Annotated in this window: 18 protein-coding genes and 1 pseudogene; 13 read left to right on the plus strand and 6 right to left on the minus strand. The window is 56.5% G+C overall.

Annotated elements, in window-relative coordinates:
* Positions 1-71: 71 nt before the first annotated feature.
* Positions 72-2,174 carry a 2Fe-2S iron-sulfur cluster-binding protein gene (locus P3T21_RS31675; protein ID WP_429259892.1) on the plus strand — a complete coding sequence of 701 codons (2,103 nt, stop codon included), beginning with the start codon at positions 72-74 and terminating at the stop codon, positions 2,172-2,174.
* Positions 2,175-2,529: 355 nt separating this feature from the next.
* Here P3T21_RS31675 and P3T21_RS31680 read toward each other — a convergent pair whose 3' ends face one another.
* Positions 2,530-3,975: a PLP-dependent aminotransferase family protein gene (locus P3T21_RS31680; RefSeq protein WP_429259905.1), complete on the minus strand. Its 1,446-nt coding sequence runs from the start codon at positions 3,973-3,975 to the stop codon at positions 2,530-2,532.
* A 389-nt stretch (positions 3,976-4,364) separates the two neighbouring features.
* On the opposite strand from P3T21_RS31680, the gene P3T21_RS31685 reads away from it, so the two are divergent.
* From P3T21_RS31685 to P3T21_RS31715, 7 genes are all read left to right on the plus strand, one after another.
* On the plus strand, positions 4,365-5,528 hold the full coding sequence (locus P3T21_RS31685) for a branched-chain amino acid ABC transporter substrate-binding protein (RefSeq protein WP_429259893.1): 1,164 nt from the start codon (positions 4,365-4,367) through the stop codon (positions 5,526-5,528).
* 172 nt (positions 5,529-5,700) lie between these two features.
* Positions 5,701-6,084, plus strand: coding sequence for an ectoine synthase (locus P3T21_RS31690; protein ID WP_429259894.1), 384 nt, complete (start codon positions 5,701-5,703; stop codon positions 6,082-6,084).
* Positions 6,085-6,192: 108 nt separating this feature from the next.
* Complete coding sequence (locus tag P3T21_RS31695; protein ID WP_429259906.1) at positions 6,193-7,014, plus strand: VOC family protein; 822 nt, start codon at positions 6,193-6,195, stop codon at positions 7,012-7,014.
* A 76-nt stretch (positions 7,015-7,090) separates the two neighbouring features.
* Entirely contained in the window at positions 7,091-8,029 is a 939-nt protein-coding gene (locus tag P3T21_RS31700) for a helix-turn-helix domain-containing protein (protein WP_429259895.1), read from the plus strand.
* Positions 8,030-8,429: 400 nt separating this feature from the next.
* Positions 8,430-9,275 carry an AraC family transcriptional regulator gene (locus tag P3T21_RS31705; protein ID WP_429259896.1) on the plus strand — a complete coding sequence of 282 codons (846 nt, stop codon included), beginning with the start codon at positions 8,430-8,432 and terminating at the stop codon, positions 9,273-9,275.
* A 271-nt stretch (positions 9,276-9,546) separates the two neighbouring features.
* Positions 9,547-10,449: a helix-turn-helix domain-containing protein gene (locus P3T21_RS31710; RefSeq protein WP_429259897.1), complete on the plus strand. Its 903-nt coding sequence runs from the start codon at positions 9,547-9,549 to the stop codon at positions 10,447-10,449.
* 280 nt (positions 10,450-10,729) lie between these two features.
* On the plus strand, positions 10,730-11,020 hold the full coding sequence (locus tag P3T21_RS31715) for a hypothetical protein (protein WP_429259898.1): 291 nt from the start codon (positions 10,730-10,732) through the stop codon (positions 11,018-11,020).
* A 48-nt stretch (positions 11,021-11,068) separates the two neighbouring features.
* Here P3T21_RS31715 and P3T21_RS31720 read toward each other — a convergent pair whose 3' ends face one another.
* The 3 genes from P3T21_RS31720 to P3T21_RS31730 form a co-directional block, all read right to left on the minus strand.
* Positions 11,069-11,896 (minus strand): alpha/beta fold hydrolase, encoded by an 828-nt coding sequence (locus tag P3T21_RS31720; protein ID WP_429259907.1) that lies wholly within the window; start codon positions 11,894-11,896, stop codon positions 11,069-11,071.
* Positions 11,897-12,474: 578 nt separating this feature from the next.
* Positions 12,475-13,035, minus strand: coding sequence for a carboxymuconolactone decarboxylase family protein (locus P3T21_RS31725; RefSeq protein ID WP_429259899.1), 561 nt, complete (start codon positions 13,033-13,035; stop codon positions 12,475-12,477).
* Between the two features lie 110 nt (positions 13,036-13,145).
* A complete protein-coding gene (locus tag P3T21_RS31730; RefSeq protein ID WP_429259908.1) occupies positions 13,146-13,781 on the minus strand; it encodes an alpha/beta fold hydrolase in 636 nt (211 codons plus the stop codon).
* 366 nt (positions 13,782-14,147) lie between these two features.
* On the opposite strand from P3T21_RS31730, the pseudogene P3T21_RS31735 reads away from it, so the two are divergent.
* Together P3T21_RS31735 and P3T21_RS31740 are read left to right on the plus strand one after the other, a co-directional pair.
* A pseudogene (locus P3T21_RS31735) lies at positions 14,148-14,776 on the plus strand (glutathione S-transferase family protein).
* Between the two features lie 179 nt (positions 14,777-14,955).
* Positions 14,956-15,690, plus strand: coding sequence for an MFS transporter (locus P3T21_RS31740; RefSeq protein WP_429259900.1), 735 nt, complete (start codon positions 14,956-14,958; stop codon positions 15,688-15,690).
* Between the two features lie 206 nt (positions 15,691-15,896).
* Here P3T21_RS31740 and P3T21_RS31745 read toward each other — a convergent pair whose 3' ends face one another.
* On the minus strand, positions 15,897-16,028 hold the full coding sequence (locus tag P3T21_RS31745) for a hypothetical protein (protein WP_429259901.1): 132 nt from the start codon (positions 16,026-16,028) through the stop codon (positions 15,897-15,899).
* 573 nt (positions 16,029-16,601) lie between these two features.
* Between P3T21_RS31745 and P3T21_RS31750 the strand changes: the two genes are divergently transcribed.
* Together P3T21_RS31750 and P3T21_RS31755 are read left to right on the plus strand one after the other, a co-directional pair.
* Entirely contained in the window at positions 16,602-17,249 is a 648-nt protein-coding gene (locus tag P3T21_RS31750) for an isochorismatase family protein (RefSeq protein WP_007582343.1), read from the plus strand.
* A gap of 138 nt (positions 17,250-17,387) precedes the next feature.
* The gene (locus P3T21_RS31755) at positions 17,388-18,314 is read left to right on the plus strand and encodes an alpha/beta fold hydrolase (RefSeq protein WP_429259909.1); all 927 of its coding nucleotides are present in this window, start codon (positions 17,388-17,390) and stop codon (positions 18,312-18,314) included.
* Between the two features lie 155 nt (positions 18,315-18,469).
* Here P3T21_RS31755 and P3T21_RS31760 read toward each other — a convergent pair whose 3' ends face one another.
* Positions 18,470-18,793 (minus strand): winged helix-turn-helix transcriptional regulator, encoded by a 324-nt coding sequence (locus P3T21_RS31760; RefSeq protein ID WP_429259902.1) that lies wholly within the window; start codon positions 18,791-18,793, stop codon positions 18,470-18,472.
* A gap of 103 nt (positions 18,794-18,896) precedes the next feature.
* On the opposite strand from P3T21_RS31760, the gene P3T21_RS31765 reads away from it, so the two are divergent.
* A complete protein-coding gene (locus tag P3T21_RS31765; RefSeq protein WP_429259903.1) occupies positions 18,897-19,646 on the plus strand; it encodes an SDR family NAD(P)-dependent oxidoreductase in 750 nt (249 codons plus the stop codon).
* Positions 19,647-19,867 lie beyond the last annotated feature (221 nt).

Genomic DNA, 19,867 nt, shown 5'->3' on the forward strand with positions numbered 1-19,867 from the left:
TCGATGGATGTGCTTCATCAAGGTGAATCCCGAAGTTTGGCGCCAGACGTTGAGACATAGGGAGCAAGGTCATGAGTGGTTCAACCGTTCCCCCTTCACCAGGGTGGGACCTTGAGCGTTCGCCGTTCCATGAAGGCGAATTAGAAGTGCAAGAGCGTGTTGGCGTCCGCGAAAAGATAGACGCTCAGGGGCGCCGTGCTGTCCGCCGCTACCTGACACCTCAACAGCGGGAATTCTTCCCGATGCTCCCGTACGTTTTCATGGCATCCGTCGACTCCGCTGGTCGACCTTGGGCGTCGTTGCTGGTTGGCGAGCCCGGTTTCGTCAGTCCCACAAGTGATGTGGCAGTTACGGTTCGGGCCCGCGCGCTTTACGGTGACCCGCTTAACGACACGCTCATGCCCGGCGCAGAGGTAGCGTTGCTCGGCGTCCAGTTTCATACTCGCCGCCGCAATCGCATGATAGGCACCGTCGGGACTTTGCTGCCTGATGGTTTCACAATCGACGTCCGGCAGACCTTAGGTATCTGCCCGCAATATATTCAGGGGCGCGCGCTTTCGTTTCATCGCGACCCGCTTTCACCGGAGCCACGACCGGTTCACCGCAGTAGCCACCTGGACGCCTCGGCCTCGGCCATTATTTCTAAATCCGACACCTATTTCGTTGCCAGCGTCCTTCTACAAGAAGGAGACGCGGTTGCCACTGGTGCAGATGTGTCGCACCGAGGCGGCCGGCCCGGCTTCGTACGTATCGATGACGACCATACGCTGACCGCACCGGACTTTGTTGGCAACTTTCTCTTCAATACGATTGGCAACTGGCAATTCGACACTCATGCAGGGTTGATGTTCGTCGACTTTGATAGGGGCGACATGCTCTACATTGCCGCTCACGCGGAGGTTGTCTGGGACGGTCCTGAGGTCCGCGCTTTCACCGGCGCACAGCGCCTGTTCCGCTATCACATTGACGAAGTATGCCGTGTCGAGGCAAGCCTGCCGTGCACCTTCACGGCTCCGGACTATTCGCCACTTCTTGAGCGTACTGGCGATTGGGGCGACGTCGAAAAGACGTTGGAAGCGGAGCGGCTTCGCACGGTCTGGCGACCATTCAAGGTTCTTGAGACCGTCGACGAGAGTACGAGTATTCGCTCTTTCATCCTCGCGCCAGGGGATGGCAGCGGCCTCGTGACTTACCAGGCGGGGCAGTATCTGCCTATCCGGGTGCAGCCGCCTGGCTGGGCCGAGCCAGCGACCCGAACTTATACTCTGTCTGACGCGTCGAACGGTCGCACCTATAGGATTAGCGTCAAGCGCGAAGGCAACGGCGGCTGCTCCGACTACCTGCACGACAACATTGGCGTTGGCGACACAATTGAGACGCTCGCACCGCGCGGTGCATTCGTGTTCAATGAAACTGCAGGCAGACCTCTAGCGCTTATCTCCGCCGGTGTTGGCATTACACCCGTTATCGCGATGCTCAATAGTCAACTGGTCAACGATGGCCGTACGCTCCTCCACAAGCCAATCTACTTCATACATTCCGCGATTAACAGCAAGCACCGAGCATTTGCGGCACACCTCGCGACGAAAGCAGAACTTCACGCCAACCTGATTCTCCACATGGTGTTCAGCCGTCCATCTGAAGATGATGTTCTCGGAAAAACGCACCACAGCGAAGGATATATCGACCGGACGCTTCTGCGAAGGGTGCTTCCCCTTGACGATTACGAGGTTTATCTTTGCGGACCACCGGGCTTCATGCAGAGCGTGTACGACGCGTTACTATCACTAGGCGTGCGGGATTCCAGAATCCACCTTGAGAGCTTCGGCCCGGGCTCGGTCTCGCGTCGAATCGAACAGACAGCGGAAGTGGACAACAGCGAGGGTGTCGTGGTCACGTTCGCCAAAAGTGGCAAGACTGCAATCTGGAGGCCGAAAGCTGGCAGTCTGCTCGAGTTGGCGGAAGCCAATGGTCTTCAGCCACTCTACGCCTGCCGTTCGGGCAGTTGCGGCACTTGCGTGACGCGAGTTGTTAAAGGTGAGGTCGACTACACTGAACCTCCAGCGCATGACGTCGAACCGGGCGAAGCGCTGATTTGTATCGCACGCCCGCATCCAGGGCCTCACCTCGAGGACGGAACGCTCAATCGTGAGGGCGTCACTCTGGATATCTAGGTGTTTTGGACAACTTGGGCGCTTCGCTTTGCATGTTAGCGAGGTGCATGGACATTTCGAGCAAAGTGGAGCGAGGGTATTATTAAAGAGTGCATCATCGCCGCGATGTTCATAAGTCGCGTGAAGATGCCTCTTCCACCTCCGCAGAGGAGGCTGCAGAAGCCTTTGGACTCGTATCGCCTATGGTTGAATGGCACGGACGAAACCTCAATGCCGCAAGACGGTACCTCAATGCCGTAAGACGGTACCGTCCCGACCCTCTCAATATCACGTCGCGTAGTCGCGCACGCCAGAAGGCGATGCTCGGCCCCTAGCGTTCTTCAAACGAACATCTCAGCGCGTAGCACTACGAGCATCAGATTACCTGACTCGGTTCATATGATTTGAGATGCAGGATGTCGGCGATTCGGTGCAGGCAATTTTCAAGGTCGCTGCGTGTTCTCGGCGCGCCTAAGCAGAGTCGGACGCCATCGGGCGCCTCGGAAACCGAAAAGGCGTCGGTACCAGCGACGGATATACCTGAGAGCTTCAATTGGGTTATGAACGCGTTGCGCGTCCAGGGCATGGGCAACGGTAGCCACAAATGAAAGCCGTGGCTATGTCGGTTTTCAAGGTCCACACCAAGATGTCGGCGCGCGATAACTTGGCGTGCCTCACTTTCTGTGCGTATTGCACGAAGCATCTCTTCTGCCAAGCCAGATTCAATCCAGTAAGTAGCGACAGCTGCGCTCAACGGTGCGGCCATCGAAGCCGTCGCACGTATCACGACGGAAGCTCTTTCTGCGGAGCTTTGGTCAGGAACGGCTAGATAGGCGATTCGCAGTGCGGGAGAAACGCATTTCGCAAGTCCCGAAATGTAATAGACCAGCTCGGGCGCCAAGGACGCAAGACTGGGAAGTTCGCGCAAGGCGTCGGCAGAATCATCGGGCGAGTTGACCAGAGGCCAATAATTATCGTCTTCGATGATTGGGATGTTGTGACGGCGCGCTACTTCAACTAACGCGATGCGCCGGTCCAGAGGCATCGTAATCGTGGTGGGGTTGTGAACAATGGGAGTGCAATAGAACGCCTTCGGCTTCTCGGACCGGCAAGCTGCGTCAAGTGATTCGGGTATCGCTCCATGTTCGTCCATCTCGACGGCCGACAGACGGATGCCCAGTTCCTTCGCAAGCAGGATGCAGCCTGGATATGTCAACGCTTCGACGCAAATGGTGTCGCCTGCGCTTGCCAACATAATGGAGACGGCAAGGAGTGCGCCTTGTGCGCCGGGACAAACGAGGACGCGCTCAGGCCCAAGCCCCGGAATACGTTGAGCCAGCCAGTTTGCCCCCACCAGGCGGTCTCTCATGGCTCCACTCGGCACCTGGTAACGCATGAGCATTTCCATGCCGCGCTCGGTCAGCATTGCAGGCACGCCTTCCCAGATTCGCTTTTCCAGTGTGGGATTGTCGAACGGCGGCGGCTGATTTATCAGCATGTCGATGCCGGACACGTTCGTTGGGCTGGCGGGCGGACGGTGTATTGCCTTCACATAGGTGCCTCGACCCACACGAGCTTCAAGCAGGCCTCGTCGTTGGGCCTCCGCGTAGCCTCTGCTAACGGTTGTGAAGTCGATGCCGAGAGACGCGGCGAGTACGCGTTGTGGGGGCAGTCTGTCGCCAACGCGGAGTTCGCCCTTGTTGATGCTTTCGGCGACGGCATTTGCGATTGCCAAATACGTGGGACCGTTCCCATCTTGAAGGACCGGAGTCCAGCCAGATGTTCGCAACATTTCGCACCTCGCCCGGAGCAATCTGTTCATATTGTATGCAACATTTTTGAAATCTGCTCCACTTTTGTGCGTCAGTGTCTGCATCCCCTCTGTCTGGCGGAATGATGCGCTTTGGTCGGAACCATAGCGGTTTCCTCGGAACGATACATACATTGACCTTTTGCACCTTGTGCTCTTACATAAGATGAAGGCTGAGAGCCCCGAAATAGAACCATAATCGTTGGTGGCCCAAAAATTCAATGCTGAAAAATGTATGCGCTTAATTGGATGATTGAATGCAGACAAGTGGTTTTTTCGAAGAAAATTGTTTGCATTCCGCGAGGCTTGTTTCTATTGTATGGATATGCGCGATGCAGCAATGCCTGTGGTTTTACACCGCGCCGTTGAACTAGGGACGTAACGTTCATCGGGAGCAAATCATGAACTGGTTCATGACCACGTTGAAGCCTTTCGTTGCCGGCGTGCTTGTCGTGATGGGAGCTCTCTGGTGTCAGGGCGCTCAGGCGGAGGACGCGGTTGTTGTCCGCATTGGATTTGCTGCCCCGTTGACAGGACCGTCGGCGGCCGACGGAAAGGAAATGGAAAACGCTGCGCGACTGGCAATCGAGGATGCGAATGAGCGGCATCCGAAGATAGTCGACCGTGCGGTCTCATTCGAGTTGGTGCCACTAGATGACCAGGCGGACCCGCGAGTCGCAAGTCAGGTCGCCCAGCGCTTTGCGGACATGTCTGTGGCCGGGGTGGTAGGGCATTTTAATTCTGGTTGCAGTATCGCCGCCTCGAACGTGTACGACGACGCTCATATAGCAGAGGTAAGCCCGAGCTCCACGAACGCTACATATACGCTTCGAGGCAAAAAGTCGTCATTCAGAGTGGTTGGGCAGGACGCGGTGGCCGGTGCCGAGTTGGGACGCTATATCGTCGAAGACCTTCAGGCCAAGCGGGTCGCAATTATCGACGACCGGACCGATTTTGGTGCGGGCCTTGCCGACCGGGTGAACGATTTCATCACCCAACGCCACGTCGCAATCGTCGCCCGAGAGTACGTAACTGACAAGACAGTTGATTACAGCGCCGTCTTGACCCGGATACGCTCCCAGAGCGCTGATGTGGTTGTGTTCGGTGGATTTGATGCGCAAGCCGGCCAGATAGTCAGACGGATGCGAAGTTTGGGTATGCGTGCGACGCTCGCCGGCGAAGGGTTCAACAACAACACCTTCCTGAATATGGCGCGCGGCGACGGTGAAGGCACGGTCACTGTCCAGCCCGGGTTGCCATCCGACAAGATGCCAGCAAAGGGTTTTCCGTCCCGTTATGAGGCGCGATTCAAGGCAAAGCTGGAAGGATTCCAGGGACCTTATGCCTACGATGCAACGTCGGTCATCGTGCAGGCGGTATTGGCCGCCCAATCTACTAAAGCCGTCGACGTACTTCAGGCGGTGAGGAAGACAAGCATGGACGGCTTGACGGGGCCGATTGCCTTTGACGCCAACGGTGACCTCGCCGTGTCTCCGTATACGATGTATCGACTGACCGGTGACCATTGGGTCGACGCAAAGGTGTTTGTCGCCCACGGTAAGTAGAGAGGGGCGGGTGAATGGGGCCATGCTTCAAGGCCTTTGTTGTCACTCCGCGCTGCCTTGCTTGGTCCAACGACGCATGTCGCTCGCATTTGAGTAATGCTTGGTTGGTTACTGGCAAATGGACAAGCAGTTGACCCGAGGGGATATCGCTCGGTAGTGAGAGGAACATGAAATGTTAGTACGTGACGTCGATTTGACCGTTGGAACCCCGAGACACGTTCGTGGGGAAGGTTGGGACAGTAAGAGGTTGGTCGTTGCCGCAGACGGTGTAGGTTTTTCTCTTCACGATACGACAGTCGAAGAGGGCACCCAGATGGAACTGCAGTATCGGCATCACGTGGAGGCTAATTATTGCTTCGCTGGCGAAGGCGAGGTCATAGACCTCGCGAGTGGCGAGAGATTTCAGCTGGGGCCAGGTAGCGTATATGTGCTTGATAAGCATGACCGGCACGTCGTGCGTGCTATCAAAGGTGACCTTCGACTTGTTTGTGTATTCACACCCGCCCTCGCTGGCGAAGAGACTCACACGGCAGACGGTGGATACGAGCCGATATGAGTCGCTCCTGATTGGACTGCAAAGCGATTGATGCGGTGACGACCCTGCTGCGGCCGGTCAGTATTTGAAGGAGTTCCCGTTGTGAACCCGAAATTGCAAATCGACCATGTGGTCGTCGCGGTACGGAATCTCGCGGACGCGAGCCGCAGTTATCGGGCGCTGGGTTTCAATGTGGTTGCCGGGGGGGCACACGGACACGCACCGACGCGGAATGCGTTGGTTGTATTTGGTGACGGGTCATTCATTGAGCTGATTGAGTGGTCCGCGCACTCACCAGCAGACCGTTGGCAGCACATTCTGGAAGCCGATGGCGAGGGCTTGGTAGATTTTGCCGTGAGTACGCAGGACCTTGCCGGTTTACTCGCTTGTGCGCAAAGCCACAGTATTCAGATGGCTGGACCCATTGACGGGTCCAGAAAGACGGTAGACGGCTTTGACTTGCGGTGGAGAGTTGGATGGCCAGCTTCAAGAGAAATTCCTTTCGCTTGCTGCGACATGACGCCTCGAACCGCTCGAGTTCCTGATGGTGATATCCGGTTGCATCCCAACGGCGTGACCGGCATAGATTCGATTTGGATTGCAGTCGTCGACGCTCCAGCATCCCTTGGCCGATATCAACAACTCTTCGAAGTTGAGAGTGCGCGCTACCCGGAGGCGGACGCATTCGGCGTATGCATGGCAGTCGTCGATTTCGGGGCGACACAGGTCGTTTTGGTAAGTGTCGAAGCACCAGCAATGACAGCGGTGGCAACGCGTGTGCGGAACTACGTCGCGCGTAGAGGACAAGGCCCGTGCGTCCTTGTTCTCTGTTCGCCAAAGCAGCCAAATCCGATAAATTTAAATGTGGCCGATACGTGCGGAGTAGCTCTCCGCCTGTGTGCGAATAGAGAGCCGCCACGCACCTACCTGAATTCCACGCTGCAAGCTTAGTCGCGTGCTTGCTATTGGTGCGGAATAAGGCCAATTAGATTAGTACAACGTAATATGTTGAGTAAGGGGCAGTGTCATGTATCCCGATATGTTTGCATGTGAGCCCGGGCTCCAAAAAGACAGAAGCCCCGGAAACTCGCTCGAAGAAGAGGCGGACTGGCGAAAGTGCGCCCATGTCCAACTCACAGCGTCGCGCATTTCTATCGCATTCTGGCGTGACACTGCGGAACATGAGCGGCAGTTGCGCGCTCCAGTACTTGAAGCACATTACATTATCGAAGTGCTGCTGCGGAACACCATCGTGGACTGCTTTCGAAATGGTCGACGTATAACGAAGGGCACGGGAGGATTTGGGGGCACTCAAATCGCAGCGCCCGGAGAAGAAATCCGTTGCAGCTTCAGAAGACCGGTCGAAGCAGTCCATGTATTCGTGCCGCGCGCGATTCTCGTCGCAACCTATGAGGAACTGCAGCAATGCAGCTGTCCACCTGAATATCATTTGTCGGACCCCGGGTTTGCCCCCGACACCGTGATGGGTAAGCTGGGGTGTACCTTGCTCGAGGCCACGAGCTTGCGAAGTCCATTTTCTGGTCTTTATTGCGAGAGCCTTGGCATGGCGATTCTTGCTCGCGCGATGGAGTTTCAAAATGCGTTTTCAGATGAGGGTCTTCGCCAAGGACTTGCGCCTTGGAGGCTGAAGCGTGCCATTGAGTACATCGAGGACAATCTCGGTGAGCAGATTAGCCTGACAGACCTAGCAGAACGCGCGGGCTTGAGTCGGATGCACTTTGCTGCACAATTCAAGCTTGCCACGGGACTGAGTCCGCATGCATACCTGACAGAGAAACGGCTTGGTGCAGCCAAATCACTACTTGCGGAAGGCCGCCTGCCGATTGCACAAATTGCCTACGCTGTGGGATTTCATACGCAGGCGCATTTCACGACGGTGTTCCGCAAGGCGACGGGTTTGACACCGAAGCGTTGGAGGGAACAGGCCTCACGGTCAAAGCGATAGCGGGCAATGGCCGGCCTCTCGAAGCGGGGAAACAGGAAGGGCAAAGCTCGCACAATATGAAAAGTGACGCAAAAACGTTCTATACATGCGCGGACGCTGATGTAAAAATTCCCGCGCGATATCGGGCCAAGGTGACGACGTAAGCGGATGCTGACGAAGCGTCATGTCTGGTCCCAAGGGAACTGCGCTTTAGGGCGTTCAAGGCTTGAGCCTCTTAGCGGCTGCCTCCGTATGTGGTCCAATACCGTTGCGTCGCGGGTTGCTAGCAAGTGCGTGAGTTAGCGTGCTTTCTGGCGTTGGCATATTCCAAATTGCTTACGGTTTTGCCGAGGCCATAGCGGCGGTCCGGCGGCGATGTCACTTTTTTACTTGGCCCCGATTTTAAAAGCATCTCTCGACTATGGCAGAAACTCGACGTCGAACTCCGACCGAATTCGCCCGTTTTGGGCGCGTCGATAGAATCGGAGCGATTGAAGCGTTGCACGCCAGATTTGAAGACCATCGCTTCGCCGTCCACGCGCACGATACCTGGTCGATAGGAGCCGTGGTGGCGGGAGCGAAAGACATCGCGGCGAAAAAAGGACGCGAACGGGTCTTTGGGCAAAACCAGGTTTACTGCATGCCTCCCGAGAGTCCGCATGCCGGGAAGACGGTCGGCGGAATGTGCGAGTACGTGATGCTTTATGTTCCCGACGAAGCGTGGCGGCAGCAGTGTGCAGCCTTCGACGTGGACATTCGCCAACTCACGCGGGAATTCCCGGGTGACCTGCGACAAATGCGGCTCACACAGGCGTTCGTGGACCAGATTATCGTGTCGCCGGAGACGGTAGATGCGTGGTCGGGGGAGTGGGCGCTCTTCTGTGAATCGCTGCTGGGTAAGTATCGGGGTTCGCCTTCCTCGAAAGCCGCGTCATCGCTGCGGATGCGTACGGAGCCAGGTCTTCACCGTGCGTACGAATTCATGCATGAGTTCTGGAATCGAAACGTATCGCTAGAAGACCTATCGCGCGAGTCTTCGATGTCGGCATCGGATGTATGTCGCCGCTTCTCATCGGCCTACGGTCTGACCCCGCACAGATACCAGTTAGTGCTTCGCGTAACCAAAGGTAAGTCGCGGCTGCTCGAAGGCGTCGATATATCGGATGTAGCGACTGAGACTGGATTTGCCGACCAGAGCCATTTCGGGCGCCACTTCAAGTCAATCTTCGGCGTTACCCCGGGAACGGTCGCAAAAGCTCGTCGGTAGGCGTTGTATAGCTTCTTGGTGCGCTATGCCCAGCTATGTAGCGACTCGCGACATGTGTTTTGAGCGCCTCGACAGATACATACGCGCGCCAGAATCCGGTGGATATCCGAGCAGGTCAGCGAGCTTAAATGTGTCGTTGAGACCACGCTTTGGGAACTACAATTTCTGCAATTAGGTGAGTTTCACAAGCATGAGGTAGGCCTCCACGCTGGCCAGGTTTGCAGTTCGCTTTCAACTCGAAATCGGAAGTGCAGGTACGGTAGGAGGCAAGATGCAACTCAATCATGCATACGGTGACGGAATCGCGAACAGGTTCCGTCTGAAGAGCGCCCCTTCAATCACGACCCACCTCCGCCCGGGAGCATTCTTCGCTGCGACGCATATGCTGTGCGGGGATGAGGGTATCGGGCAGACGCTCCCTATTCCAGCTCGTTCCGCGTACATAGTTTGCATTCTCTTCCAGCCCTTGGTTCACGAGCTATGGCTGGCGGGGAAGCCGGTCCCCGTCGGCCCTCTGCCGGCCGGAACGATTTCCGTGGTGAATCTGGAGCAGGAGCCTACGGGTTACTACGGAGGACGGCTCGATTCGCTGCAGATTTACTTTCCAAAAGAAAGCCTTGCGGCGATGGCTGACGATGGAGACACACCGTTGGTCCACGACGTGGTTATCCCAAATGGGACGATTGACCCGGTTGCGTATCAACTTAGCCTGCTGATGCGTCCAGCGCTCACGCATCCGGAGCAAGCGAACCTGCTGTTCCTGTCGGGACTGATGGAGGCTCTTTTCGCCCATCTGTCGTGGCGGTACGGAAATCTCGCCGCAAAACGCGCCCCTTTCAAAGGCGGGCTCTCGCCGAGAGACCTTGCACGAGCGAAAGAGCTTATCGACCAAAATCTCTCGGGTGATGTCAGCCTGGCCCTGCTTGGAAAGGAGTGCGGGATGTCGCCAAACCATTTCGCCCGTGCCTTCAGGCAATCGACCGGCGTTCCGCCGCATCGGTGGCTTCTGTCACGCAGGGTCGAATTGGCCAAAATCATGTTGGAGCGGGGCGAGATGACTGCATCTGAGATTGCCTCCGCGACCGGGTTCGCGGACCAAAGCCATTTCATTCGCGTCTTCTCGCAGATTGTCGGTGCCACTCCAAAGGTCTGGAAAGCAGGACAGAGGCGCTAACGATTGCCCCAAGGCATTACGGTAAGAATATCCAATCTTGATAAGATTCTTCTATAGCATGGCGGGTTCGGTAGGCAAAATACCACCCAAATGAAGAGGATGCGTAGAAAGATAAAATATTACCGCGCGTGTGGTCATAGCATTCCAAGCGGGAAAGGCGAGGAGATGTGCAAGTTTCCGCTTTAGTCGGCTGTTTGATACATCGACCCTGTCGCGCGGTTGACTGAGGGCCTTGTTTGCAAAGTTCCTAGTTCCGGTGAAACCGAATCAGGAGGCGAAAATGAGGCGGCTATTCAAGACCAGCGGAGAAACGATAGACTTGAAGGGTCCTTTTTCCGCACGCGATGTTAAAAAAATACTCGAAAGCAACTCTCTAACGTTCGTCATGCTGCTCGATGACGAACATATGATGGTACTTCGGGATGAGGACAGGGATGGTAGTTGCGCAATAAACGAACTGGCGACCATCATCTGTGACCTCCCGCATATGCCAAAGATGCAACATCCCATCCGGGGGGACGCGCTCATTGTTCCCGCGCGAGACATCGCACCTTACATCGACGTGATATGACTGAATCGCGCTCTGCTCTTGAGTGCATCTCTTCTGCAACCAAGTTCATCATTTGGCAAAGGCGAGCAAATCTGCATTGACCTTGTCGGCCTGTGTTGTGCACATGCCGTGCGGGGCTCCTTGGTACACTTTGAGGGTTGCGTTGCTCAGCAGTTTGGAGGACAGCGCAGCCGAGTCAGATATTGGCACTATTTGGTCGTCATCTCCGTGCAGGATGAGAGTGGGAATCTTGATTTTCTGAAGGTCTTGCGTGAAATCTGTTTCAGAAAATTGCTTTACGCAGTCGTACTGGCCTTTGATTCCGCCGCGCATACCTTCGAGCCAGAACTCATCGATTACCCCCTGCTGAGGTGTCGCGCCTTGACGGTTGTAGCCATAGAACGGCAGCGCAAGGTCCTTGTAAAATTGGGCACGTTGCAACACACCAGCTCGAATCTTGTCGAATACATCTATCGACAACCCGCCGGGATTGCTCGCACTCTTGAGCATAACCGGCGGTATGGCTCCAATAAGAACGGCTTTGGAAACACGCTTCGTTCCATGGCGTCCGAGATAACGAACGACTTCTCCACCGCCAGTTGAATGGCCAACGAGTATCGCATCTTTCACATCGAGCATGTCGAGCAAACCGGAGAGGTCGTCGGCATACGTGTTCATGTCGTTACCGTCCCAGGTCTGAGTGGAACGACCGTGGGCACGGCGGTCGTGGGCGATTACGCGATAGCCCTGAAGTCCAAGATAGAGCATCTGAGGGTCCCACGCGTCAGCGTCGAGAGGCCATCCGTGCGAAAAGACGATTGGCTTACCCTTTCCCCAATCCTTAAAGAATATCCGTGTCCCATCTTTGGTTGTATGGAAACTGCTGCCATTGCTCATCAAGGGCTCCTTCCGGGAAGAAGAACCCTGAGCAGCGGCACTTGTCGCTAGTGCGGATAATGGCGCGCCGGCGAGGGCGGCAAGGGCGGCGATGGTACGACGACGCTTTATGAAGCTCGGGACACTTCGCAGGTCGCTTTTCATGGAGCCTCCTTGCAAGATATCGTCATTCAGGAGGCGACGCCCGCGATTAGTCAAAGGCGAAATCGAGCTCCATGTCAACCAGTGATTGCCATCGCGTCTTGCAGGCCGTAGCTGGTTCTGGTGACTCGATACTGCGCGCGCCAATACCTGATTTGTTCCCATTTCGCACGGACACGTGTCGGAACGGCACGGAGAAGACGCCGATTCTTCCCCGCGTCGAGGCAAATGATTTCCTTCAGCTGATAGCAAGGTATGGCGCACCATATAAGGAGGGGCGCCACGTAGGATTCAAACGCGGGTGTTATGAAGAGGAGTTGGCGCTGGTTTGCTGGTTAACCTCGGTGAGAGCGTTATGCAGCCCATGCAGCGTCATATTTTCATGCGGCCGATTCGACCAGAGGTTTCCAGCCTTGCCCCCACTAAGCAACACGAAATCAGGATTTCTTCGGGTCCCACCGGTAGCTGTTCATCTGCGGGTTCAACTCCGTCTCTGCGAGGTTGTTCGCAAAGTTACATAGCGTCGCTAGGCTGACGCCCAGCACGACATCAAGGGCATTTTGGTCGTTGAAGCCCGCCTGTTTGAAGGCCGTGAGAGCAGAATCCGACACTGCACCCCGAGACGAGATAATTTCTCGCGTAAGTGACGCCACAGCATTCAGTCGGTCGTCCTTTATCTGCTCACCATCTCGAGCAGCCTGAACGATATGGTCAGGCAATTGAGCCTTCTTGAGCGCAACAGCGGTATGGCCCGCGACACAGAAGCCACAACCATGGACCGTCGCAGCGACGATTTGGACAATCTCTCGTTCGGCCAGAGACAACGACCCCTTCGCATTGATTTCCCCGAGGGTGAAGTATGCAGAGGTTGCCGCCGGCGAGTTGGCTAGCGTTGCGACGAGGTTGGGAAGAAAGCCGTTGTTTGCCAGCGAACGTTCAAGAAAAGGGCGGCTTTCAGAGGGGGCTGTCTCTGCGGTGTGAAGGTGCATGCGGCTCATGACGCTCTCCAGTAAAGGGTGCTGCTATTTTCGGCTCCGCCCCCCGGAAATACAGACCCGTCCGGCTCAAGTTTATGCTCGAACGGCTCAAGGTTGCGATGAGTCAAGCGTCACAAACCAGCGTGCGCCCGCAGGAACCGTTGGAGACTGTCATTGAATCGGATAGGGTCCTCGAGGTATGGCAAGTGACCCAAACCGTCCAGGACATCGACCTGGACTGTGCGAAGTCTGGACGCCAGGTCTTCAGTGCAGTACGAAGGCACGAACTTGTCGAGTGACCCTCGAATAATCTGGACCCAACAGCAAATGTTCTTCAATTCATGGTTCTGGTTCCAACCGACCATTTCTCCGAAGATTCGACGGATATGGATTGGGTCGCTCGCTGCGGCGGCTCGTCGAAAGCCGCGTCCAATCACCGAACCTTCCTGTACGTTCATTTCGCAAAGTAGGACAGTTGCCCATCTGTCGGCATGGTCATCTTCGAGCAGAAGGTCATAGATAGAGATGCGCTTGCTTCGGTCTTGCGGTGTGAGATTCACGAACGTGTTGACAGCAGTCAGGCAGGTTACCGCATCTGGGCGTGCGGCAGCGACGGAGAGAGCGACGCGAGCACCGGTAGAGAGCCCAACCAGAGAATAGCGGGGCAACTGCAGTTGGTCCAGCAAGGCAACGATGATACCCGCGAAGCTCTGAAACGAGAGGGCATGGCCCGACGACGCGCCGTGACCCGGGAGGTCAGGGCAAATGACGCGATAGTCACGCTGAAAATAACGGCGTTGATAAGCCCAATTCGTTGACCGCCCCCCAAACCATGTACGAAAACGACGGGAATACCTTCGCCTTCGTCGGAAAAATAGATGTCGGCGTTACCTATTGTCGCGCGCATCTTCAACCTCGCTATCCGGGGGAATCTGTCATCGAAGATGCATGTCCGGCCAGGTGCGTGACCGTGCATCGTTTTGACTGCATTCTTGTTTCAAGAACAGTCAATTCGCGCTAGCGCTGCTACTCATGTTTGCTATCGCCGATAGACTGAGGCATACGAATTCCGGACACCGCCGGAGCGCTAAATCCGTCGGGACGGGCTATCAACCTCTACATCGAACAGTACTATGAACATCATCGTGCATCACCTCGAGAACTCGCGTTCGCAATGCGTCCTATGGCTGCTGGAGGAGTTACGGCTGCCCTATCGTGTGGTTCGCTATTCGCGGGACCCGATTTCAGGTCTCGCTCCCGATGCTGCACGTGACATTCACCCGCTCGGGAAGCGCTGCCGGTTATTCAGAACGACAATCTGACAATCGCAGAGTCGGGGCTGATTTTCGAGCATATCTTGAATCAATCTGATGTGAAGATTGGGTGACCAACTGATTCGGAAAGTAGTCATCGGTACCAGCATTTCATGCACTACGCGGAAGGCTCACTCATGCCACCGCTTTTCGCGCTATTGGTGTTGCAGCGAATGGGCGAAGCGGGACAGTCTGCAGCGGCGGATTTGAAGCGCTCTTTCGCGGGCCATCTCGCATGGATGGACGCCGAACTCGGTGGGCGACCGTGGTTTGCGGGTGAATCATTCACTGTTGTCGACATCATGATGAGCTTTCCGTTGGAGGCTGCACGTCAACGTGGTGGACTCGATGGGACATGCTCCAATCTCAATGAGTTTCTGGGTCGTATCCACTCGCGACCCGCCTATCGCGCCGCGATTGAAGCGGGTGGTCCCTACGCCTTGGCATGATGGCCATGGACGTCGGGAGGACCGTCAAAAGCCGGATGCGACTCAAGAAACACAGGTAGGTCTGTCACGGGTGGTTTTGCAGGAATTTCGAAGAACATTTCGCAAACCCACCCGCGATGATACGAAGCGTGATTCACGAGATGCATTAACATCGCGGCGGAACGTGGCTCGGCGATCTGATGGGCTGGCGGCTGCCGTTCCTGGTAGTGGCTGCCATGGGCGCGTTGGCGACTATCGGCCTCTGGCGGCGTCTGCCCGCGCTTGCCGCTCAGCGCAGTGCCGGCACCATTCTGTCGCAGCTCGCCTTGCTGAAAAGCCAGGCGTTGATGCCGCTCTATGCGATCGCCGCGCTGGGCATGGGAGCGACGTTCGCGGTGTTCACTTACCTGTCGCCGCTGTTGATTCATACCACGGGGTTCAGAAGCGAAGGCGTAACCCTCGGGCTGATGGTGTTCGGACTCGGCTCCGTGGTGGGGACGATCGGCGGCGGTCGCCTGTCCGACCGCAATGGCCCGAAGCTCAGCATGAACATCGCGTTGGCCGGCATCGCGGCATCGGTCGCCGCGCTCTGGCTCACCGCACACCAGCCGGTGCTGGTGTTGGTCAACCTGTTTGTCTGGGGCGCGTTCGCCTTCGCCGTTCCTCCCATCATGCAGGCTACCGTCGTGCTCGTGGCTCGACGCGTGGCGCCGGAGGCGGTCGGTACGGCGGCGGGGCTCAACGTCGCTGCGTTTAATCTCGGCATCTCTGGCGGGTCCTTCCTCGGCGGACTGACGCTGGCAGGCGCCAACGTCCTTACGACGGTGTACGCCGGCGTGGCTCTGGCGGTGGTGGGACTCGTGGTTGTCGCGATGTATCGATGGTCGGAGCGTCCGGCTGCCGCGCCTGCCCGAAACGCGCTGGGACGGTGCTAAACAAGCGCCCCCCTCGACGACACCGAATCATCCAACGAGAAACATCATGAACCTATCAAAGCCTCATGTACTGCAACCCGGACAACGGACCGTCGTGTGCGGATAATCTGTGTCGCGTCGGCGGCTGCCAAGATTCACGCCTTGGGATACCAGCGCATTTCCAATGCCTGCCGGCATTTGACTGATTGGATATTCGACGCAACTGGTCATTGTGTCCAACGCAGGTCAACTTCAGCCATGTCGATGGCACCTCGATGGTGCGGAATCGTCACGACAGCAAAATCACGATCGAGATCGCGGCTAGGGAGAATGGACATGCCGCGCATCATGTTTGTCATGACACGATCGTTCTCTGTCACGAAAGGGGCCTCTGTGCCTATGCTTGTTGTACCGGCCGCATGAGCCGGTGTTTTCAGGAAGCAAAGGGCCACGGCCGTGGCGGCGCTGATAGCCCAAACGTTACGTCCATTCACGATTGCCGAGCATGGCCGTCGACCTTTGAGAACCCTTGGAATGGACAGTCGCTTGGACCCAAGTCTGCGCGGTCGGATGAAGTCCCACGAACGCCATATCTATTCGGACTTGTAGGGAAGCGTCATCGACGCCTGACATAAAGTCCGTCAGTTTGGAAAAATGACGATTGAGCATCGGATGCCCTGGACTTATCTCTGCACAATTCCATGAGAGACGATGGCCGAAAACTTCATCTACCACTTACTACATGTTTAATTGAGGAACACCGCCTAGCGCTCGCATGTTGCCGTCGAGCGTGTGGGCATTGCGTCTGTCGTGATCTTCAAAAAGCCGCCAAAATCCCGCATTGCTAAAGGGTAGATACTAACCTAACCTTCCGAACACTTAATCTAAGCGGAGGCTCGGCGGCCATCCGTCTCTCTACTATAGGACTCGGCATGAACTGTGATCCAACCGATACGGCCGTGGTCTTCATCGACCCGCAGAACGACGTGCTGAGCCCGACGGGCAAGAATTGGGGCGCGGTGGGTGCTAGCGTCACGGAAAACAGAACTGTCGAAAACATGTTGAGGATCTTCAAGGCCGCAAAAGCCGCGAAGGTCAATGTATTCATATCTCCGCATTACTTCTTTCCGACCGATCGCGCATGGAAGTTCAACGGTCCGCTGGAAGCGGACGAGTTCGCAACCGGTACGTTCGCGCGAGAAGGCGCTCTGAACCTCCAGGGATTTGAAGGCTCGGGCGCAGATTGGCTGGCGGAGTTCAAACCTTACATTGATGACGGCCAAACCATCGTCGTGAGTCCCCACAAGGTCTTCGGTCCGCAAACGAATGACCTTGTACTGCAATTACGCAAACGTCACATGAGCAAAGTGGTGCTCGGCGGCATGCTCGCCAACATGTGCGTGGAGGCTCATTTGCGGGACTTGCTCGAGCAGGGCTTCGAAGTGTCGGTCGTAGCCGATGCGACCGCAGGACCTCGTCATCCCGTTTGGGGTGATGGTTATAAAGCCGCGATGATCAACTATGCGTTTCTCGCCCACGCCGTAGTATCCACTGACGACGTCATCGCGGCGATGACTTGAATCTCTGTGCGTTGACGTCCGAACTTCCTCACGTCACATGCCTCTCTGTGCAGCTTATACACACAGTGCTGAGCCGCGGCTCGAAATCCTCGAGCAAAAGTGATCGCGGATCGGCCATCCGACCCAAGGAGCATCGCAATGACCAGTTCGGCTTCCAGTACTTCGTCTGCTGCTAACAGTACCAGTCCTGCCGTTCCCGTCACGCATCATCGAACGGCGGTTGTGGAGGGATTGAAGATTTTCTACCGTCAGGCCGGTCCGCTGGGCGCTCCCGTTGTCCTGCTATTGCATGGTTTTCCAACCTCGTCACACATGTTCAGGAACCTGATCCCTGCACTCGCCGACCGCTACCACGTGGTTGCGCCGGACTACCCCGGCTATGGTCAGAGCGACATGCCGGATCGTGCTGAATTCGCCTACACGTTTGATCGCTATGCCGAACTAGTGGACGGCCTGCTCGACCAGCTCGGCACGCGTCGGTACACGATGTATGTCATGGACTATGGCGCGCCCGTGGGCTGGCGGCTTGCTCTCAAGCATCCGGACCGCGTGGCAGGTTTTATCGTCCAGAACGGAAATGCCTACGACGAGGGCCTCAAGGGATTCTGGGATCCGATCAAGGCCTATTGGGCCGACGGCTCGGACGCCAGCCGGAAAGCATTGCTGCCGCTGCTCACGCTCGAGACGACCATTTTTCAATATACCGATGGCGTGTCCGACCGCACGCGTGTTTCCCCGGACAACTGGGTCCATGACCAGGCGCTGCTCGATCGCCCCGGCAACAACGACATCCAGCTCGACCTGTTCTATGACTATCGAACCAATCTGCCTCTTTACCCGAAGGTGCAGGCGTATTTCCGGGAGTTTAAGCCGCCGATGCTGATCGTGTGGGGCAAGAACGACGTCATCTTCCCAGCGGACGGCGCGTATCCGTACAAAGAGGATTTGCCGGACGTTGAGACTCATCTGCTCGACACGGGTCATTTCGCGCTGGAAGACAAGGCGGACGAGATGGTGCCGCTGATACGCGACTTCCTTGCTCAAAAGGTCGATTCAAGACCGTGATTGAATCTTATGGTGATTCCTATGCTGACGACGAATTTCGCTGGCATTGATATTTAATGTCTATGCGTGTCGGTTCGCCGGGTGTGGTCCTTGAACGTTTTTGCCACGCCGGCACTTGCGCGGATTTCACCTAGTGGATGCCTTGCGGTTCGCCATCAACTCACCGACCTCCATGGCATGTGCTGTGCCCCACCGCATAACGGGGCGAGCGCGCTTGCCAGGGTCAGGCCGAATGCTGTTAGCGAGTACTTGACTCGCGGCGGAATCTCCTTGTAGTCGACACGATTGACGAGGCCATCTGTCTCCCATTCCTTCAATTGCTGGATTAGCATCTTGTGGCTAACTGCTCCGACCGCCCGCTTTGGTTCGCCATAACGTCGCGTGTCGTTTGCGAGGTGAAACAGGATCAGGGGCTTCCATTTACCCCCGATCACCGCCAGCGTTACGTCGAGGCCGCAGGTGAACAGATCCATTTTCATGCGGCATCCCAATGTTACTTACCAAAAGATGAATACTATCTAAAAGTGTGGTTAAGGTCTGCGATGCCTGGACACAATTTATGATTTTGCAAGGAACACGCATATGGGTAGGCTGACGGGAAAGGTCGCGCTGGTGACCGGAGGCAATAGCGGCATCGGGCTCGCGAGCGCGAAGCGCTTCGTAGAGGAGGGGGCGTTCGTGTTCATCACGGGGCGGCGCCAGACCGAGCTGGACAAGGCTGCGGCGGCCATCGGGCACAACGTGTGGGCGCTTCAGGGCGACGTGTCAAAGCTCGATGATCTCGACCGGATTTTCGCCGCAGTGCAGGCGGAGAAGGGGCATCTCGATGTGCTGTTCGCGAACGCGGGACTAGGCTCGCTTGCGCCGCTCGGAGCGATCACGGAGGCGCAATTCGATCTTACATTCAACGTCAACGTGAAAGGGACGCTGTTCACGGTCCAGAAGGCGTTGCCGCTGATGAACGCAGGTGCCTCGATCATCCTTACCGGGTCGACGACAGGTTCGAAGGGGACGCCGGCATTCAGCGTATATAGCGCAACGAAAGCGGCAATCCGCAATTTCGCGCGCAGCTGGGCGCTCGATCTGAAAGACTCCGGAATCCGCGTGAACGTACTGTCTCCCGGTGCAACGGCGACGCCGGGCCTGATGGAGAGCCTTGTCTCGGGCGCTCAGCTCGATGCGATGCTCGGTGAGCTTAAAGTGCAGACGCCGCTCGGGCGTATAGCTGATCCGGATGAAACGGCTGCCGTGGCGCTGTTCCTAGCGTCGGACGAGAGTAGCTTTATGACCGGCAGTGAAGTGTTTGTCGACGGCGGTTTGGCGCAGGTCTAATCCGGACTGGACGGCGACGGACATTCTTTCCGCAGTGGCCGATACGTTATCGGTGGCGTTCGCCACTAGCGTCCGTTCCACTTCGGGAAGAGCCATTGCTGCTTCAGCACGGCGACCGTCCGCTCAGGGTCGAAATGCGTCCGACGGACGACACACAGCTACAGTGCTCAATTGGTGCAATGCAACCAAGAACGCCGGCATCAACCAGCAAATACGGATAG

Source organism: Paraburkholderia sp. GAS334, from assembly GCF_050436625.1.
Taxonomy (GTDB): Bacteria; Pseudomonadota; Gammaproteobacteria; order Burkholderiales; family Burkholderiaceae; genus Paraburkholderia.

Bases quoted from the DNA above. Each gene is read 5' to 3' on its own strand.
- P3T21_RS31740 (WP_429259900.1), top strand. From the start codon at position 14,956: ATGGGCTGGCGGCTGCCGTTCCTGGTAGTGGCTGCCATGGGCGCGTTG.
- P3T21_RS31710 (WP_429259897.1), top strand. From the start codon at position 9,547: ATGCAACTCAATCATGCATACGGTGACGGAATCGCGAACAGGTTCCGT.
- P3T21_RS31745 (WP_429259901.1), bottom strand. From the start codon at position 16,028: ATGACAAACATGATGCGCGGCATGTCCATTCTCCCTAGCCGCGATCTC.
- P3T21_RS31755 (WP_429259909.1), top strand. From the start codon at position 17,388: ATGACCAGTTCGGCTTCCAGTACTTCGTCTGCTGCTAACAGTACCAGT.
- P3T21_RS31760 (WP_429259902.1), bottom strand. From the start codon at position 18,793: ATGAAAATGGATCTGTTCACCTGCGGCCTCGACGTAACGCTGGCGGTG.
- P3T21_RS31700 (WP_429259895.1), top strand. From the start codon at position 7,091: ATGTATCCCGATATGTTTGCATGTGAGCCCGGGCTCCAAAAAGACAGA.
- P3T21_RS31750 (WP_007582343.1), top strand. From the start codon at position 16,602: ATGAACTGTGATCCAACCGATACGGCCGTGGTCTTCATCGACCCGCAG.
- P3T21_RS31685 (WP_429259893.1), top strand. From the start codon at position 4,365: ATGAACTGGTTCATGACCACGTTGAAGCCTTTCGTTGCCGGCGTGCTT.
- P3T21_RS31725 (WP_429259899.1), bottom strand. From the start codon at position 13,035: ATGAGCCGCATGCACCTTCACACCGCAGAGACAGCCCCCTCTGAAAGC.
- P3T21_RS31690 (WP_429259894.1), top strand. From the start codon at position 5,701: ATGTTAGTACGTGACGTCGATTTGACCGTTGGAACCCCGAGACACGTT.
- P3T21_RS31705 (WP_429259896.1), top strand. From the start codon at position 8,430: ATGGCAGAAACTCGACGTCGAACTCCGACCGAATTCGCCCGTTTTGGG.
- P3T21_RS31715 (WP_429259898.1), top strand. From the start codon at position 10,730: ATGAGGCGGCTATTCAAGACCAGCGGAGAAACGATAGACTTGAAGGGT.
- P3T21_RS31675 (WP_429259892.1), top strand. From the start codon at position 72: ATGAGTGGTTCAACCGTTCCCCCTTCACCAGGGTGGGACCTTGAGCGT.
- P3T21_RS31765 (WP_429259903.1), top strand. From the start codon at position 18,897: ATGGGTAGGCTGACGGGAAAGGTCGCGCTGGTGACCGGAGGCAATAGC.
- P3T21_RS31720 (WP_429259907.1), bottom strand. From the start codon at position 11,896: ATGAGCAATGGCAGCAGTTTCCATACAACCAAAGATGGGACACGGATA.
- P3T21_RS31680 (WP_429259905.1), bottom strand. From the start codon at position 3,975: ATGAACAGATTGCTCCGGGCGAGGTGCGAAATGTTGCGAACATCTGGC.